This window comes from Bacillus sp. 204(2023) (assembly GCF_037027505.1).
Lineage (GTDB): Bacteria > Bacillota > Bacilli > Bacillales > Bacillaceae > Bacillus > Bacillus subtilis.
Window position 1 is genome coordinate 284,288 of record NZ_JAXCHE010000001.1, and the last position, 17,306, is coordinate 301,593.

The 17,306-nt window shown below is 43.0% G+C and carries 16 protein-coding genes; 10 read left to right on the top strand and 6 right to left on the bottom strand.

Translation table 11 applies throughout. The features are described 5' to 3' along the window. Nucleotides 1-40 precede the first annotated feature (40 nt). The 3 genes from WA279_RS01440 to WA279_RS01450 all read left to right on the top strand — a co-directional run bounded on the left by WA279_RS01440 (nucleotide 41) and on the right by WA279_RS01450 (nucleotide 2,418). The gene (locus WA279_RS01440; RefSeq protein WP_336154003.1) at nucleotides 41-964 is read left to right on the top strand and encodes an O-acetylserine dependent cystathionine beta-synthase; all 924 of its coding nucleotides are present in this window, start codon (nucleotides 41-43) and stop codon (nucleotides 962-964) included. 1 nt (nucleotide 965) lies between these two features. Next, the gene (locus WA279_RS01445) at nucleotides 966-2,105 is read left to right on the top strand and encodes a bifunctional cystathionine gamma-lyase/homocysteine desulfhydrase (protein WP_336154004.1); all 1,140 of its coding nucleotides are present in this window, start codon (nucleotides 966-968) and stop codon (nucleotides 2,103-2,105) included. 82 nt (nucleotides 2,106-2,187) lie between these two features. Beyond that, on the top strand, nucleotides 2,188-2,418 hold the full coding sequence (locus tag WA279_RS01450) for a YrhC family protein (RefSeq protein ID WP_015483495.1): 231 nt from the start codon (nucleotides 2,188-2,190) through the stop codon (nucleotides 2,416-2,418). 36 nt (nucleotides 2,419-2,454) lie between these two features. Here the strand turns inward: WA279_RS01450 and WA279_RS01455 are convergent, their stop codons facing one another. Together WA279_RS01455 and fdhF are read right to left on the bottom strand one after the other, a co-directional pair. Further along, nucleotides 2,455-2,937, bottom strand: coding sequence for a DUF1641 domain-containing protein (locus WA279_RS01455; protein ID WP_336154005.1), 483 nt, complete (start codon nucleotides 2,935-2,937; stop codon nucleotides 2,455-2,457). A gap of 18 nt (nucleotides 2,938-2,955) precedes the next feature. Continuing rightward, nucleotides 2,956-5,898 (bottom strand): formate dehydrogenase subunit alpha, encoded by a 2,943-nt coding sequence (gene fdhF, locus WA279_RS01460; RefSeq protein ID WP_080344278.1) that lies wholly within the window; start codon nucleotides 5,896-5,898, stop codon nucleotides 2,956-2,958. Between the two features lie 315 nt (nucleotides 5,899-6,213). Between fdhF and WA279_RS01465 the strand changes: the two genes are divergently transcribed. The 7 genes from WA279_RS01465 (at nucleotide 6,214) to cypB (ending at nucleotide 13,214) form a co-directional block, all read left to right on the top strand. Next, nucleotides 6,214-6,582, top strand: a complete 369-nt coding sequence (locus tag WA279_RS01465; protein ID WP_004398508.1) for a DUF2294 domain-containing protein — start codon at nucleotides 6,214-6,216, stop codon at nucleotides 6,580-6,582. 262 nt (nucleotides 6,583-6,844) lie between these two features. After that, nucleotides 6,845-7,645, top strand: a complete 801-nt coding sequence (locus WA279_RS01470) for a formate/nitrite transporter family protein (protein ID WP_336154006.1) — start codon at nucleotides 6,845-6,847, stop codon at nucleotides 7,643-7,645. A gap of 389 nt (nucleotides 7,646-8,034) precedes the next feature. Then, a complete protein-coding gene (locus tag WA279_RS01475) occupies nucleotides 8,035-8,184 on the top strand; it encodes a YrzI family small protein (protein WP_004399102.1) in 150 nt (49 codons plus the stop codon). A 156-nt stretch (nucleotides 8,185-8,340) separates the two neighbouring features. After that, entirely contained in the window at nucleotides 8,341-8,499 is a 159-nt protein-coding gene (locus WA279_RS01480) for a hypothetical protein (protein ID WP_003229817.1), read from the top strand. Between the two features lie 188 nt (nucleotides 8,500-8,687). Then, nucleotides 8,688-9,227 carry a class I SAM-dependent methyltransferase gene (locus WA279_RS01485; protein WP_336154008.1) on the top strand — a complete coding sequence of 180 codons (540 nt, stop codon included), beginning with the start codon at nucleotides 8,688-8,690 and terminating at the stop codon, nucleotides 9,225-9,227. 222 nt (nucleotides 9,228-9,449) lie between these two features. Next, a complete protein-coding gene (gene fatR / locus WA279_RS01490) occupies nucleotides 9,450-10,034 on the top strand; it encodes a transcriptional regulator FatR (RefSeq protein WP_336154399.1) in 585 nt (194 codons plus the stop codon). A gap of 15 nt (nucleotides 10,035-10,049) precedes the next feature. Beyond that, nucleotides 10,050-13,214 carry a bifunctional cytochrome P450/NADPH--P450 reductase CypB gene (cypB, locus tag WA279_RS01495; RefSeq protein ID WP_336154010.1) on the top strand — a complete coding sequence of 1,055 codons (3,165 nt, stop codon included), beginning with the start codon at nucleotides 10,050-10,052 and terminating at the stop codon, nucleotides 13,212-13,214. 243 nt (nucleotides 13,215-13,457) lie between these two features. Here cypB and WA279_RS01500 read toward each other — a convergent pair whose 3' ends face one another. The 4 genes from WA279_RS01500 to sigV all read right to left on the bottom strand — a co-directional run bounded on the left by WA279_RS01500 (nucleotide 13,458) and on the right by sigV (nucleotide 17,254). After that, a complete protein-coding gene (locus WA279_RS01500; protein ID WP_087614863.1) occupies nucleotides 13,458-13,748 on the bottom strand; it encodes a YrhK family protein in 291 nt (96 codons plus the stop codon). Nucleotides 13,749-13,881: 133 nt separating this feature from the next. Next, a complete protein-coding gene (gene oatA, locus WA279_RS01505; RefSeq protein WP_336154011.1) occupies nucleotides 13,882-15,786 on the bottom strand; it encodes a peptidoglycan O-acetyltransferase OatA in 1,905 nt (634 codons plus the stop codon). Nucleotides 15,787-15,896: 110 nt separating this feature from the next. Beyond that, entirely contained in the window at nucleotides 15,897-16,754 is an 858-nt protein-coding gene (gene rsiV, locus WA279_RS01510; protein ID WP_251187858.1) for an anti-sigma-V factor RsiV, read from the bottom strand. Next, nucleotides 16,754-17,254 carry an RNA polymerase sigma factor SigV gene (sigV, locus tag WA279_RS01515; protein WP_004398891.1) on the bottom strand — a complete coding sequence of 167 codons (501 nt, stop codon included), beginning with the start codon at nucleotides 17,252-17,254 and terminating at the stop codon, nucleotides 16,754-16,756. Before sigV ends, rsiV begins: the two co-directional genes overlap by 1 nt. Between the last annotated feature and the right edge of the window lie 52 nt (nucleotides 17,255-17,306).

Sequence of the window (17,306 nt, forward strand, 5' to 3'; positions counted from 1 at the left end):
TTTTCTCTAAAAACAACCTCTAATTAGGAGGAGGACATATATGACAGTGATTACGGACATTACCGAGCTGATTGGGAATACACCGCTTCTCCGCTTGAAGAACTTTGATGTTCCAGAAGGAGTCGCGGTGTATGCCAAGCTTGAAATGATGAATCCAGGGGGAAGCATCAAAGACAGACTGGGAGATATGCTGATTCGTGATGCGCTCGATTCAGGCAAGTTGAAACCTGGCGGAGTGATTATAGAAGCTACAGCAGGCAATACAGGGATCGGCCTTGCGCTAAGTGCCAGAAAATATGGGTTGAAAGCGATTTTCTGTGTCCCTGAACATTTCAGCAGAGAGAAACAGCAAATTATGCAAGCGCTTGGCGCATCAATCATTCATACACCGCGTCAAGAAGGAATGCAGGGAGCCATTCAAAAAGCCATTCAGCTGGAGACTGAAATTGAAAATTCTTATTGCGTTTTGCAATTTAAAAACCAAGTAAATCCATCGACTTACTATAATACGCTTGGACCTGAAATGTGGGAAGCGCTTGACGGGAATATTCATACGTTTGTCGCAGGGGCAGGATCAGGGGGCACGTTCGCAGGAACAGCTTCCTTCTTAAAAGAAAAAAATCCAGCAGTCAAAACGGTGATTGTTGAACCGGAGGGCTCGATTTTAAACGGAGGAGAGCCTCACGCTCATAAAACAGAAGGCATCGGCATGGAGTTTATCCCCGATTATATGGATAAGAGCCATTTTGACGAGATCTACACCGTAACAGATGAGAATGCGTTTAGACTTGTGAAAGAAGCGGCAGAAAAAGAAGGCCTGCTGATCGGAAGCTCTTCAGGTGCAGCGCTTTATGCGGCATTGGAGGAAGCGAAAAAAGCATCCGCTGGAACTAACATTGTCACAGTATTTCCTGACAGCAGCGATCGATATATCAGCAAACAAATATACGAAGGAGGCATCTGATATGAAGAAAAAAACATTGATGATACATGGCGGAATCACAGGTGATGAGAAAACAGGCGCAGTTTCCGTGCCCATTTATCAAGTCAGCACGTACAAGCAGCCGAAAGCAGGACAGCATACAGGCTACGAGTATTCAAGAACGGCCAATCCGACTCGAACAGCTCTCGAAGCACTTGTGACAGAACTGGAAAGCGGGGAAGCAGGCTATGCGTTCAGCTCAGGAATGGCTGCCATTACAGCGGTTATGATGCTGTTTAACAGCGGAGATCATGTCGTGTTGACTGATGATGTGTACGGCGGAACATATCGCGTGATGACAAAGGTGCTTAACCGTCTTGGCATTGAATCAACATTTGTTGATACGAGCAGCAGGGAAGAAGTTGAAAAAGCGATTCGCCCTAATACAAAAGCCATTTATATTGAAACACCGACAAACCCGTTGCTCAAAATCACCGACCTGACGCTCATGGCTGATATCGCAAAAAAAGCGGGTGTTCTGCTTATCGTAGACAATACCTTTAACACTCCTTATTTTCAGCAGCCGCTTACTTTAGGCGCTGATATCGTACTTCACAGTGCGACAAAATATCTTGGCGGACACAGTGATGTCGTCGGAGGTTTAGTTGTGACAGCTTCGAAAGAGCTTGGAGAAGAGCTGCATTTTGTGCAAAACTCCACAGGCGGCGTGCTTGGCCCTCAAGATTCCTGGCTGTTAATGAGAGGAATCAAAACGTTGGGACTCAGAATGGAAGCGATCGATCAAAATGCGCGGAAAATCGCAAGCTTTCTTGAGAATCACCCTGCTGTCCAAACGTTATATTATCCTGGTTCTTCAAATCATCCCGAACATGAGCTTGCAAAAAGGCAAGGATCTGGCTTCGGCGGCATGATCTCCTTTGATATTGGCAGTGAAGAACGGGTTGATGCGTTTTTAGGAAATCTGAAACTGTTTACCATTGCTGAAAGCCTGGGGGCGGTTGAAAGCTTAATTTCTGTTCCTGCAAGAATGACACATGCCTCTATTCCGAGAGAACGCCGGCTTGAGCTCGGCATTACGGACGGCTTGATCAGAATTTCTGTAGGAATTGAAGATGCGGAAGACTTGTTGGAAGATATCGGCCAAGCGCTTGAAAATATATAACAAATGGATAGAATTACTTTCTCTGTAAGCCGCCGGATTATATTATAATAGTCGTATACTATGAATCTGGCAGGTGATTCTTTTGAACAAAAATAGAATGAAATCTTTAAAAGAAGACTACAAGCATTTTGCTTTTACATTGCTTGCAGTCAGCACTTTTTTATATATAGGCGCAGTTCTCCCTGATCAAGGCTTAACATTAGGCCAGAAATCGACAATGTTTTTAGCGGATTGCTTATTTTTAGCCGGTGCCTTCTTTTGCGCTGACCGTTCACTTATTTACAAGAAGCGTTTGGAAGAAGCCGACGAATAAAAAAACAGCCATCATCAAGCGATGGCTGTTTTTCTGTTATTTTTCTCGAAGTTCTTTTCCCATGCCTTTTAAAAACTGAAGGCCGAAGCCGACGGCTCTGTTGATGTCAGGATCGTTCATTGCTTTTAACAGGTCGAGAATCCCGACTTTCTTGTCTTCTTTTAAAAAGCTTTGTGCCTGTTCAGTCCCAGCCATTACGCTTTCTAAAAGCTTTGCTGTAAACTCAGGATCGGCTTTTGTCAATGCGCCTCCGGCGGCCATCATCGTGTTGATGAGGTTGGTGACAGGCTCGCGGGAAACTTGGCCAAGCGCAATCTTGGAAATGTCTTCCTTCGCTCTGAGCATGCTTGTTGCCGCATCAAAAATTCCAAGATCATTGAGTTCATTCATTAACGTCATCGTTTTAGAGACGGCGTCCTCATTTTCCGCCAGCAGCTCTTTCAGTTCTTCTATTTTTTCAAGCTTAATTTGCTCAGCTGTTTTTGTTTCTTTTTTGATCGTCGTAATCGGAGTGGCCATTCGTTTTCCTCCTATCGTTTAATCAGTCAGATGGACATAGCCAGGGCGGTTCCATTTTCTTTCCGCTTCGACTCCGTTTTGCGGATGCCGTTTTTTGTTGCGCGGATTGGTTTTTGGAAGCGGCGCTGTTTCACAGCCGCCAAGCACTTCCATGCGGACCTTTGTCTGTTTATAAGCAGGCGTGTTCGTCCGTTTATCAGCTGCAGGGCCCGTCAAGAAGTTAATCGCTGACTCCTTGTCTGTCGAGTTCATTGGCAGATAGAGTTCATTTTTCCGTACCCGGTCTGTGATCAGCGCGTTCAATTTGACTGCTCCGAACGGAGAAACGAGCCGTACAAGCGAACCGTCACAAACACCTCGCTCTTGTGCAAGCTCAGGTGAGATCTCAACGAATACATTCGGCACTTTTGCTTGAATGCCTTTCGATTTATTTGTCATATTTCCTTCATGGAAATGCTCCAGCATCCGGCCGTTATTGATATGAAGGTCATATTCCTCCGGAAATGCCGCTGGCTCGGTCCAATCAGAAAGGGCAAAGCGGGCTTTTTTGTCAGGGAAATTAAATCCGTCTTCATACAGAAGCGGTGTGCTTTCACCTGTGAAGCTGCCCCATAGGAAGCTGTTCCAGCCTTCAAGCACCTCATAGCTTGCTTTGGCAAACAGAGGAGAAAGACTCGCCATTTCAGAGAAAATGTCACTTGGATGGCTGTAAGTCCAATTCGCTCCTAAACGGTTTGCCACCTCTTGAATAATCCACCAGTCCGGTTTTGCGTCACCAAGCGTCGGAAGCGCCTGATACAATCGCTGGACACGGCGTTCTGTGTTGGTAAATGTTCCGTCTTTTTCAAGTGAAGGAGTGGCCGGCAAGACGACATCGGCATATTGAGCTGTTCTTGACAGGAAGATGTCCTGTACCACGAAGAAATCAAGGCTTGATAAAATATCATGCACATGGTTCGCGTTTGAATCGACCAGTGCCATATCCTCACCGACAAGATACATAGCTTTCATTTTTCCTTCTTCAATGGCATGAAGCATTTGAATATTATCTAAACCAGGCTTTCCATCTATCTCGACACCATATGCCTCTTCAAATTTAGCACGGGCTTTGTCATCTGTAATATGCTGATATCCCGGCAGCCAGCCAGGCAATGTTCCCATATCACAAGCGCCTTGCACGTTATTGTGTCCGCGCAGAGGATAAGCGCCGGCACCTGGACGGCGATAGTTGCCCGTAGCGAGAAGCAGGTTTGAAATGGCTGCTGATGTATCAGAACCGCCTGTATTTTGTGTGACACCCATTCCCCAAAGGACACAAGTGCCGTCAGCATCACGAATCATTTCAGCAATTTGAATGATGTTTTCTTTTGAAAGGCCTGTGATGCGTTCTGCATAATCAAGCGTATACGTTTTAAGGGTTTCTTTATAATCTTCAAAGTAATTGACGTTCTCATCAATAAACGCCTGATCGTGCCAGCCTTGGTCGATCATATATTTCGTAACAGCCATTAGCCAAACTTGGTCTGTGCCTTGTTTAGGGCTGATGAACAGATCAGATCGCTCAGCCATCTCATTTTTACGCAGGTCGGCAACAATCAGTTTTTGACCGTGGAGCTTGTGTGCCCGTTTGACGCGTGTTGCGAGCACTGGGTGTCCTTCCGCCGGATTGGCACCGACAATGATGACGAGACCTGCTTTGGCAATATCTTTAATCGTGCCGGCGTCACCGCCCATGCCGACAGTGCGGAACAATCCGTCTGTAGCAGGAGACTGGCAGTAGCGTGAGCAGTTATCGACGTTGTTTGTTTCAAATACCTGACGCGCTAGTTTTTGAATGACGTAGTTTTCTTCATTCGTAATTTTAGAAGAAGAAATAAACCCGACAGAGCCTTTACCGTACTGCTCTTTGATTGATCCTAATCTGCTTGCGACAAGATCGAGGGCTTCTTCCCAAGAAGATTCCACAAAGGCTCCGTTTTTACGGATTAAAGGCTTTGTGATCCGTTCTTTTGAATTGACGAAATCCCAGCCGAATTTCCCTTTGACACATGTGGAAATCGCGTTAACCGGAGCATCAGAAACAGGCTGGATCTTTAAAATATCCCGTCCTTTTGTCCATACTTCAAATGAACATCCGACACCGCAGAACGTACATACAGTTTTCGTTTTTTTCGTTCTCGTTTCACGCATTGCCGCTTCGACTTCAGAAATGGCAAAAATGCTGCCATACCCCGGTTCAACATTTTTCACGAGATCAATCATCGGTTCCATGACGTCCTCTTTAATGCCTGTCATAAAGCCAGCCTGCCCGAGCATTGATTTTTCCATCAGTGCATTACATGGACATACTGTTACACACTGACCGCAGCTGACACAGGAAGATTCATTGATCGGAACTCCCTCATCCCAAATGACGCGAGGGCGTTCGCGTTCCCAGTCGATTGAGAGTGTTTCATTTACCTGAAGGTTTTGACAGACCTCAACACACTGGCCGCAGGCAATACATTGGTTTGGATCATAGCGGTAAAAAGGATGAGACATATCAACCGCGCAAGAAGGATCTTCTTTTGGCGTGTATGGGTATTTTTGATGCTCGATCCCCATCATTTCCGCTGTATTATGCAGCGTACAGTTTCCATTGTTGTTATCGCAAACTGTACAATACAGCAAATGATTTTCAAGAAGGCGGTCCATCGCTTCGGTTTGCGCTTCTTTCACTCGATTTCCTGATAGATCAATAGACATCCCGTTTTCTGCAACCGTCGCGCATGAACGAACCAGCTTGCCGTTTGCCTCTACTATGCAAGTATCACAAGTTTGAATCGGGTCAACCTCTGGTACGTGGCAAATCTGCGGGTACTCAATTCCGTTTTCATTTAAAATATCTAAAATTGTGGCCCCTGCTCGTGCTTGAATTTCTGTTCCGTCTACACGGACACTGATCGACTTAACGTCCATCATATTCATATTCCCCTCCATCTTTCTTTCAAGAAGTCAAAAAAAGCCATGTATAGATACACCTGCCCTTTATTCTAAGAAGGTGTAAACACACATGGCGGAATAGTTCACTAGCAAGTCTTACTAACAGACCAATCCTTGATTTTTATAAAACGATAGACTCATAACAAGATCCTATTACAAATCCATCAACACTGCTTTTATTATAATGTGATATTTATTATAATACAATATGGCAGGAAAATTTTAACCAAGTGAAATGTCCTGAGGGGAACCGGGAAAAGCCTTTATAAGGCAATATCGGAAGGGGTAATCAGCATGTCTAAAAAAATTCATGAATTCAATGATATTATTCGAAAACTTCGCAAAGAATTGTTCGGAAAAGGGCCTGAGAGAATTCATACTGTATTTGTAGAAAACATGGCAGTTTCAACACTATATGGAAATCTGAGTGCAAGCGAGCAGTTTATCGCCCGCACGCCTGAAGGAAGAGAGATGGTACATGCGGCCCGGACAAGCCTAATTCAAGACCTTTATTCCAAACAAACACCGGAAGGAATGGAGGAACTCATGGGAGCTAAGCTAGTCCATTTGTTTTCTGATATTAAAATTGAGGAAAACATCGCTGTATCTGTATTTGTTTTTGACCGAAAAATAGATGAGCAAAAAGAAGCTCTGCAAAGCTAGTATATTTGTCATTGACACAAATTTGTCACATTTGTTATGATGTTGCTACAGTTATAGAAGGCTAAAGCAATGGAATGTATGCACGAACTGTATATATTCTCTTTCAATATCTTACATACTGCTTGATATTGTTGTATGGGTATGCATACAAGTTAGGCAGCATTCAAACGCCTGGTTTGACACAGGTTATTTGAGTGCTGCCTTTTTTATTGCCTTTCTTGCATAACTGTGAGAAAAGAAGAAGTAATGGAGGCGTTTAATTATGGCTTTTCGAAAACCGGATGAAATAGCGGAAGCAGCAATTGAAGCAGGGATGAAAAAAATAAAGCTCCCGCTGCCGTCACTGCTTGTGCTGGGGTTTTTAGGCGGTGCATTTATCGCGCTTGGGTATTTGCTTGATATCAGGGTAATCGGCGATCTTCCGAAAGAATGGGGGAGCCTGTCCAGTTTGATTGGTGCAGCAGTATTTCCAGTAGGCCTGATCCTAGTCGTTCTCGCTGGCGCTGAACTGATCACAGGCAATATGATGTCAGTTGCGATGGCGTTATTCTCGAGAAAAATATCAGTAAAAGAGTTGGCGATTAACTGGGGAATCGTCACAATTATGAACTTAATCGGCGCATTGTTTGTTGCGTACTTTTTCGGGCATTTGGTTGGATTGACTGAAACAGGTCCCTATTTAGAAAAAACGATTGCCGTTGCCCAAGGAAAGCTCGATATGAGCTTTGGCAAGGTTCTCATTTCCGGCATCGGCTGTAACTGGCTTGTATGTCTTGCAGTGTGGCTTTCTTTCGGCGCCCAAGACGCAGCAGGAAAAATCCTTGGCATCTGGTTCCCAATCATGGCTTTTGTGGCTATCGGATTTCAGCACGTTGTCGCCAACATGTTTGTGATTCCTGCTGCCATTTTTGCAGGCTCATTCACGTGGGGGCAGTTCATCGGAAACATCATTCCGGCTTTTATCGGTAATGTCATCGGCGGAGCTGTATTTGTGGGTCTCATTTATTTTATTGCATATCATAAGAAAGACCGCTCCAGAAAAGAAATAAAGCAGGTGTCATGACCAACGGGCAAATCCATTCGATGATTTGCACAATTTCCGTCCATTTTTAGAAAAAGATGTTTACAAAATGGAATTTGGTGGATATACTTACAAAGTAAGAAAAAAGCAAAGGAGGCTGAACCAAAATGACAATGAGACAACGACGTCAACCTGTACGTGATACACATGTAAAAGTTCATGGTTTATTCAGCCTGTGGAAGAGTTCGTGTCCTTCCTTAACCGATGCTTATCGCACGCATTAAATTCGGAATAGTCGGACATACGCAACTCCCCGCAGGCAGTAGAGGCATTGGTGTCTTCTTTTGTCTGCGGTTTTTATTTGCCCGCGGCAGAAGGGTTGTGCCGCGGGTTATTTCGCTTGATGCGGACTTTGAAAGGGGGTGAGCGATATGACGATTAACCTATTCTTTTTAACGTTAACGATTAAAAAACGGTTTAAAAGCCTGGAAGAATTCGAACGAGAACAGCAGATTGAGCAGATTTATGATGAAATGAAAGAGTCTCAGTTAAAGCATCTTTATTTAACAAACTGGCGCTAAAAGCAACGAAAAAAACTGAAGGGGGAATGGCATATGCTTAGAATGGAACTATTGATGCATTATACTATGGAGAAGGACCAAGTTTAGCGAAACAGCTGTCAAGAAAATGCCTGCCTGCATACAATAAATCAACGTTACTGTGAGGCAGGTGATGGCATGATGAACGATTATCAAAAAAGGCTGCCGTCGATTGGCCATGGTTATGCGTCCATGCCGCATTCCTTCAAACATGGTTATGGAAATCCATTCCGACAGCAGAGGCTGATGGCAATGCAGCAGCAAAGGCTGTATGTATTCCCTTATCATTGGCATTAGAAAGAGGGCAGAAAACATTATGTTTTCTGCTTTTTTTGCGGAAAAAAATGAAAAAGTTTAGTTCTGTTGAAACATTTTTCAATACATTGCCGTCTAGTTGGTACCTTCCTTCACTTTTAGAAATGAAGATGATGTTTATTTTTTTAAGATAATAAATAAACATAGGAAACCAAAAGCAGGTGTTTAAAATGCTAGAAAATAGACTCTATAGATCGAATTTTTGGAAATTATTTTCTCGGAAATATAAGCTAACCAAAACAATTGAGCATATGATGATTGACTCTATAGATATACAAGAAAATGACAGAATTTTAGAAATTGGAATCGGAAATGGCACTGTCTTTAAAAGCATAACCAAGAAACTAGAAAAGGGAAGCCTAAAAAGCATTGATCCTTCAAAGCGAAAGGTAAGACAGATATCACGTGCGAATCGAAAGAATATGGGGAACGGGGAGGTTTTTCATGGCTATCCAGAAGACATTCCCTTTGATGACCGTACCTTTAATAAAGTCTTTTCTTTACATACAGTTCAGAGCTGCACCGATATTAGGCTTGCATTAAGAGAAATTTACAGGGTGCTTCAAATTGACGGCCGGTTTTATATCAGTATTGACACAAAGACCGGTGAAAAAGAGAAAACGTATATTCAACTGCTGAAAGACCAGCATTTCAGGGATCTTTCTGTTATCAGGCGTGATTCCTGTCTATGTATTGTGGCTGTTAAATAAAAAATTTCTCGGGAAATATATCCAAGATCCTCGCATCAGGATTTGGGTATATTTTCTTAATTTTTTATTTTTTGCATATACTTTATATTAAAAAAAGTTTTTTTCATATAAACTTATAACAGAAGAAAGAACAAAGAGGTGATTTCAGACAGGGCAGACATTCTTTGTGAACAAAAGGAATGAATATTCATTCCGCAAACGAATCGGAGGTTGTCAGATTACATGTTATCCGCATCCAGCAGTAAATACGACATGATTATGAAAGCGTCGGTCTCACTTTTTACGGAAAGGGGTTTTGACGCTACCACTATTCCTATGATAGCTGAACGTGCTCACGTAGGGACAGGAACGATCTATCGTTATTTTGACAGCAAAGAAACACTCGTAAACGTACTGTTTCAAGAAAGCATCCAGCGATTTACGGAAAAACTGAAGGAAGACGTTTCAGAATTGCCTGTCAGAGAAGGCTTTCACCACGTATTTTGCTGTCTCGTTCAGTTTACGAAAGAGAGCGACTATGCGCTTTTTTTTCTTGAAACAAAAAAAGATGCTCATTACTTAAATCATACAAGCAAAAAAATGATAGAAAATCTGACTCAAATGCTTGATGACTATTTTAATAAGGGAAAAGCGGAAGGCGTGATTCGCAGCCTGCCCTCTAATGTGTTAATTGCGATTGTATTAGGGGCGTTTCTCAAGATATATCAGCTCGTTCAAACAGGTGATATAGAGATGGACACTGATTTAATTACTGAATTGGAACAATGCTGCTGGGACGCCATTAAGCTTCATTCATCACAAAAATAGGAAAGGGAGATGTTAATGAAACAGGCAAGCGCAATACCTCAGCCCAAAACATACGGACCTTTAAAAAATCTTCCGCATCTTGAAAAAGAACAGCTTTCTCAATCCTTATGGCGGATAGCTGATGAATTGGGGCCGATTTTCCGATTTGATTTTCCGGGAGTATCCAGTGTTTTTGTATCGGGCCACAATCTTGTGGCTGAAGTGTGTGATGAAAGCCGCTTTGACAAGAACCTTGGCAAAGGCTTGCAAAAGGTGCGCGAATTCGGGGGAGATGGCTTATTTACAAGCTGGACGCACGAACCGAACTGGCAAAAAGCCCACCGCATTTTGCTGCCGAGTTTTAGTCAAAAAGCGATGAAAGGCTACCATTCTATGATGCTGGATATCGCAACCCAGCTGATTCAAAAATGGAGCCGGTTAAACCCTAATGAAGAAATTGATGTAGCGGACGATATGACACGCCTGACGCTTGATACGATTGGGTTATGCGGGTTTAACTATCGATTCAACAGCTTTTACCGTGATTCACAGCATCCGTTTATCACCAGTATGCTCCGTGCCTTAAAAGAGGCGATGAATCAATCAAAAAGACTGGGTCTGCAAGATAAGATGATGGTGAAAACGAAGCTGCAGTTCCAAAAGGATATAGAAGTCATGAACTCCCTGGTTGATAGAATGATAGCGGAGCGAAAGGCGAATCCGGATGATAACATCAAGGATCTCTTGTCTCTCATGCTTTATGCCAAAGATCCAGTAACCGGTGAAACGCTGGATGATGAAAACATAAGGTATCAAATCATCACATTTTTAATTGCTGGACATGAGACAACAAGCGGTTTGCTTTCCTTTGCGATTTATTGTCTGCTTACACATCCAGAAAAACTGAAAAAAGCTCAGGAGGAAGCGGATCGCGTGTTAACGGATGACACGCCTGAATATAAACAAATCCAGCAGCTCAAATACACTCGGATGGTGTTAAATGAAACCCTCAGACTGTATCCAACAGCTCCGGCTTTTTCTCTATATGCGAAGGAGGATACTGTTCTAGGCGGGGAATATCCGATCAGCAAAGGGCAGCCAGTCACTGTTTTAATTCCAAAACTGCACCGGGACCAAAACGCTTGGGGGCCGGATGCGGAAGATTTCCGTCCGGAACGGTTTGAGGATCCTTCAAGTATCCCTCACCATGCGTATAAGCCGTTTGGAAACGGACAGCGCGCTTGTATTGGCATGCAGTTTGCTCTTCAAGAAGCGACAATGGTTCTCGGTCTTGTATTAAAGCATTTTGAATTGATAAACCATACTGGCTACGAACTAAAAATCAAAGAAGCATTAACGATCAAGCCGGATGATTTTAAAATTACTGTGAAACCGCGGAAAACAGCGGCAAACAATGTACAGAGAAAAGAACAGACAGACATCAAAACAGAAACAAAGCCAAAAGAAACCAAACCTAAACACGGCACACCTTTACTCGTTCTTTACGGTTCAAACCTTGGGACAGCTGAGGGAATAGCCGGTGAACTGGCTGCTCAAGGCCGCCAGATGGGCTTTACAGCTGAAACGGCTCCGCTTGATGATTATATCGGCAAGCTCCCTGAAGAAGGGGCAGTCGTCATTGTAACGGCTTCTTATAATGGGTCACCGCCTGATAATGCTGCCGGCTTTGTAGAGTGGCTGAAAGAGCTTGAGGAAGGCCAATTGAAAGGTGTTTCCTATGCGGTATTCGGCTGCGGGAACCAGAGCTGGGCCAGCACGTATCAGCGGATTCCCCGCCTGATTGATGACATGATGAAAGCAAAGGGGGCATCGCGTTTAACAGAGATTGGGGAAGGTGACGCCGCCGATGATTTTGAAAGCCATCGCGAGTCTTGGGAAAACCGCTTCTGGAAGGAAACGATGGACGCATTTGATATTAACGAAATAGCCCAGAAAGAAAACAGGCCTTCATTATCGATTGCTTTTCTCAGTGAAGCGACGGAAACGCCGGTTGCTAAAGCATATGGCGCGTTTGAAGGGGTTGTGTTAGAGAATCGAGAACTCCAGACAGCTGACAGCACGCGTTCAACCCGCCATATTGAATTGGAAATTCCGGCTGGTAAAACCTATAAAGAAGGCGATCATATCGGAATCCTGCCGAAGAACAGCAGGGAGCTTGTTCAGCGGGTTCTCAGCCGATTCGGTTTGCAGTCCAATCATGTGATAAAAGTAAGCGGAAGCGCTCATATGGCTCATCTGCCGATGGATCGGCCGATCAAAGTAGTGGATTTATTGTCGTCCTATGTAGAGCTGCAGGAACCGGCATCAAGGCTTCAGCTTCGGGAGCTGGCCTCTTATACAGTTTGTCCGCCGCATCAAAAAGAGCTGGAACAGCTCGTTTCAGATGATGGCATTTACAAAGAGCAGGTACTTGCAAAACGTCTTACCATGCTTGATTTTTTAGAGGATTATCCTGCTTGCGAAATGCCGTTTGAACGGTTTTTAGCACTTTTGCCATCACTAAAACCGAGATACTATTCCATTTCAAGCTCACCGAAAGTTCATGCAAATATCGTGAGCATGACGGTAGGAGTTGTGAAAGCCTCAGCATGGAGCGGGAGAGGTGAATACCGGGGTGTCGCCTCTAATTATTTAGCAGAGTTGAATACAGGTGATGCAGCAGCTTGCTTCATTCGTACGCCGCAGTCCGGATTCCAGATGCCGGATGAGCCTGAAACGCCTATGATTATGGTCGGGCCGGGCACAGGAATTGCGCCATTCAGGGGCTTTATTCAGGCTAGATCGGTTTTGAAGAAGGAAGGAAGCACCCTTGGTGAAGCACTTTTATACTTCGGCTGCCGCCGCCCGGACCATGACGACCTTTACAGAGAAGAGCTGGATCAAGCGGAACAGGACGGTTTGGTCACAATCCGCCGATGCTACTCGCGCGTCGAAAACGAACCAAAAGAATATGTCCAGCACTTGCTCAAGCAAGATACGCTGAAATTGATGACACTCATTGAAAAAGGGGCTCATATTTACGTATGCGGTGATGGATCACAAATGGCTCCTGATGTAGAGAAAACTTTGCGATTGGCGTATGAAGCTGAAAAAGGAGCAAGTCAGGAAGAATCAGCTGAATGGCTGCAAAAGCTGCAAGATCAAAGACGTTATGTGAAAGACGTTTGGACAGGAATGTAAAATATAAAATCCCGCCAATTTGATTGGCGGGATTGCTTTGCATATGAGAAAACCGGCACGATAATGAAATCTACTGAAAAGGATGTTATAGGGAGTATCGCGCCGGCCTTATTATTCATATCGTCATGCAGAGGCAAAAGTTTAGTTCTTTTTACCTTATTTTTAAAAATAAATAGTCTAAAAGTCTTGTTTTTGATTTTCAACTCAGGCTTTTGGCATTTTGTTCTTGCTTATTCCTTAAGATCAGTCATCTGTTGAAGATTGATGCTTGAATTGCTGTTCCACATGCTTACGGTAATGAAAGTCATGAATCAGCCGAATGGTCGGCCTGATTAACAGCAGCAAACTTCCGATCGCAAACAGCCATATCCCTGCCGACATTAATCGGTCATAAAAAAAGAAAAAGCTCCCGACGAGAAACAAAGCACCAATGATAAAATCGTTAACTGTATAAAGAATCTTATATCGTTTTTTGAAAAAAAGTTCATATCGTTTCAGCTCTTTTTGGAAGTCATGTTCTTCATTTACTGTCACCATCATCCCTCCATTCTATTTTGGCTTACCCTTACGTAAACGGAATGTAAACATAAGGGCAGCCTTGCTGAAAGGAGACATAATCAACGATCAGAAACTAAAGTGAAAAAGTGATCCGCATAGGATCTCTTTTTTATGATTTCATCGCCTGAACAATAAGAGCGGTCAAAGCTTTTGCCCCTTTAGGAACCAAGTGAACACCATCAGGGGTAAAATATTCCGGATGCTGAAGGGCTTCTGTATGCCAGTCAACTAACGTAACATTTTGATGTGCGCTTGCCTGGTGCTGTAAAGACTCATTAACCTTGCTTTCCCATTGGCGGGGAACCCGTGTATTGACAAGATAGATATGGGCTTTTGAGAAAGATTGAAGCAGTTGTTCGATTTGGCTGTTTGTAAAGTAGCCATTGGTTCCAAGCTCAATGATGACAGCCTTGTTCGGCTGATTAAAAGACTTGTATTCCCTTGCGAGTTCCAAAGCTTGAGACATTTGTCTTCCTACCTTTCCATCAATCGTCACATTTGAAAGTGACTGACGCAGGTGTGAAGAAATATCAAGCATGACAGAATCTCCTATAGCTAAAACTTCTTTCGCAGTGTCTGCTGGTTTTTTCTGCTGTTGGGATTGCGTGTCTTTCTTTTTATGAGTCTCTTGCCCACTATCTTTGTTTTCCTTTTGACGTTGATCCGATTCTGTTGTCTTTTGTTCAGGATTGTGTTTTTTATCTGCTGCAGCGTTCTTTTTATCCCCAGAAGCCTGGCTGGTGTCAGCATTTGTTTCTTGTGAGCTATAGGTCCATTTGGTAGGGTGCTTTTGCTCTCCGGCTAACCCAGACAGCCCGCCTGCAAAAATAAGTATAGCGAAAATGACGAAACCAATTGACAGTTTGCTGATGACAGATGTCGTTTTCCATTCCTTGATTCTATGTACAAAAACACGGCGGAAAAATGACCTAAATCCCTGTGTCCGTATCGGCTTCTCAATAAAATGGTAGGAAAGCTCGGCAAGTATACATGTCACAATGATCTTTAGCAAGATATGCCAAAAAACAGGGTTTCCGATTTCTTGAACTGGCGTGCTTAACACAATAACAGGGTAGTGCCAAAGATAAATTCCGTAAGACCTCGTTCCAAGCCACCGAAGCGGCCTCCATGAAAGCAGATTGCCTAAAAAGCTGCTCGGATGGCAAACACATGCAATAAGGATTGCGGCAGTCACGCTAATGAATAGCATTCCGCCTCTGTAAAGAAAAGGCTCGTATTCATCTGTGAAATAGACACACAACACTAAAATACAAAATGCCAAAAATTCAGTGGCGTGCAAAGTGTGCTTCAGTTTGCTTGGCAGCTTGTTGGAAGACAGCCTTTTCATCGGCCATACCAAAGCTAAGGCACATCCGATGAGAAGTTCAAACGAACGAGTGTCTGTGCCATAGTAAATGCGGCTCGGATCTCCGCCAGGTTCATACAGTACGCTCATCATCACGGCTGAACAAAGTGCAAGCAATGATATCACCGCAGCCAATCTGGCGCGGCTTTTCATTATGTACATTCCAACAACTAAAAATATCGGCCATATGATATAAAATTGTTCTTCAATCGCCAGCGACCAAAGGTTTTTTAGAGGTGATGGGGAACCGAAACTATCAAAATATGATAGCTTGTGAAAAATAAACCACCAATTGCTCATATAAAAGAGAGAAGAGATCGCATCTCCACGTACAGTGTGTAATAGTTCTCGATCAAACAATACGACCCACACAACAGTGGAAAAGATCATAAGGTAAGCCGCCGGCAGAAGCCGCCGAATGCGGCGCACCCAAAAATCTCGAAAATCAAGATTGATATCATTTCCATATGCCGGTAATAGAATAGATGTAATCAAATATCCGGATAAAACAAAAAAGATATCAACTCCGATAAAACCTCCGTTAGCCCAATTGAAATTTAGATGATAAGCGATAACTGACAGGACGGCGAAAGCCCGAAGGCCATCAAGTCCAGGAATGTATCGATGATGCTGTGTCTTGTGATACATGGGTATTCCTCCAATAGTATGCAAATATTCTCGTTGTTTTTGATAGCGGGGTTACGACCTCGAATAGAGAAGAGAGAAAACATCCATAATCTTGGATGGATGTTTTTATTTTATCGAATGTAACGTTCTCCCACGAGCAAGTTTGAAATGACGCTGGTTGGAATTGTAAACTCGGTAACGCCCATATAGCCGGGGGCGACTTCATATTCGTCAAATGAGATCACAAGTTTATGGTCTTCAGTAATGTAAAACGTCTGATCAGGAAGAATCGTTTTGAACGGTTCTGCATCTTCGTCAGTGAGCCAATATATTTTATTTGGATCTTCCTTCATTTGTTGTTTCATTTGCTCTCTAATATTTTGACTGATGACTTTAATATACCGCTCATCTTTGAATAAGCTTTTTAATGTAAGTAAAATATCATTCTTCTTGTCAATTGTAATATAACGGCTTTGTGTGTAGGAAGATGCTTGTGTTTTTTCAATATTGCGCCGGATAGAGAGTAAATCTGGCGTGTCTGTGACCGTCTCGTAATCACTGTAGATGCTGAGATGCCCTTTTTTGTTTTTGGATGTGGACTGTATAAACTCTTTATACAGCTGCTGGCTTTCTTTCAAGTATTTCTCGTTAATGCTGTTTTCAAGCTCTTTATTAGAAAGCCCGGACAAAGCAGGTGTTTTGACATCAATGCTTGATTGGTCTTTTTCCTCTTTGATTTCAATAAAGGTGATCGCTTTGACGATTTTGCCGATGACAGGGATCTTTGACATAGCCTGAGCAGCGTCAGGGTTGATATTAACAAGCGCAGTGAATAAAATAGCTGCAGCGATTGCTGCTGATGTCGGCCACATGACGATTCTTTTCTTTTTTGGTTCTTGCTGAAGGGCTTTTTCAACAATGATATCCAATTCTTTAGGAATCTGAACATTTTTATATTCTTCTCTTAATTGCTGTAATCTCTTATCCATTAAGAAAGATCCTCCTTCGTCAACTGAATGCGCATCAGTTTCAATGCTCTGTATAGGCGCGTTTTGACGGTATTCGTGTTTTCTCCTGTAATTTCCGCAATTTCTTCTAATTTGAGGTCTTCAAAAAAACGTAAAATAATAATGGTTTTATAGCGGTACGGCAATTCGTCAAGCGCTTCATGGAGATCAGTATCCTTGTAATGGTCTTCCTTTCCTTTGCTTAAAAATTCTATCGTTTCGTCGTCCATCACTCTTATCTTTTTTTGTTTGCGCAAAAAATCAATGGCTGTCCGCACTAAAATTTTATAAAACCAGCTTTTTATCGTCTCAGGGTTCCTGACCGTTTCAACTGAGCTCAGCGCTTTTTTTATCGATTCCTGAACAATATCTAATGCGTCATCTTGATTTTTCACATAACTGAAAGCCAACCTGTAGAAATCTTGCTTATGGTCAGTTATGCATGTGACAAGCAACGCTTTTGTTGTTTGTTTTTTCTTCATTGCAATAAAGGGCTCCTTTTTGAATATACGTATATCGTAGGCTGTTACCTAG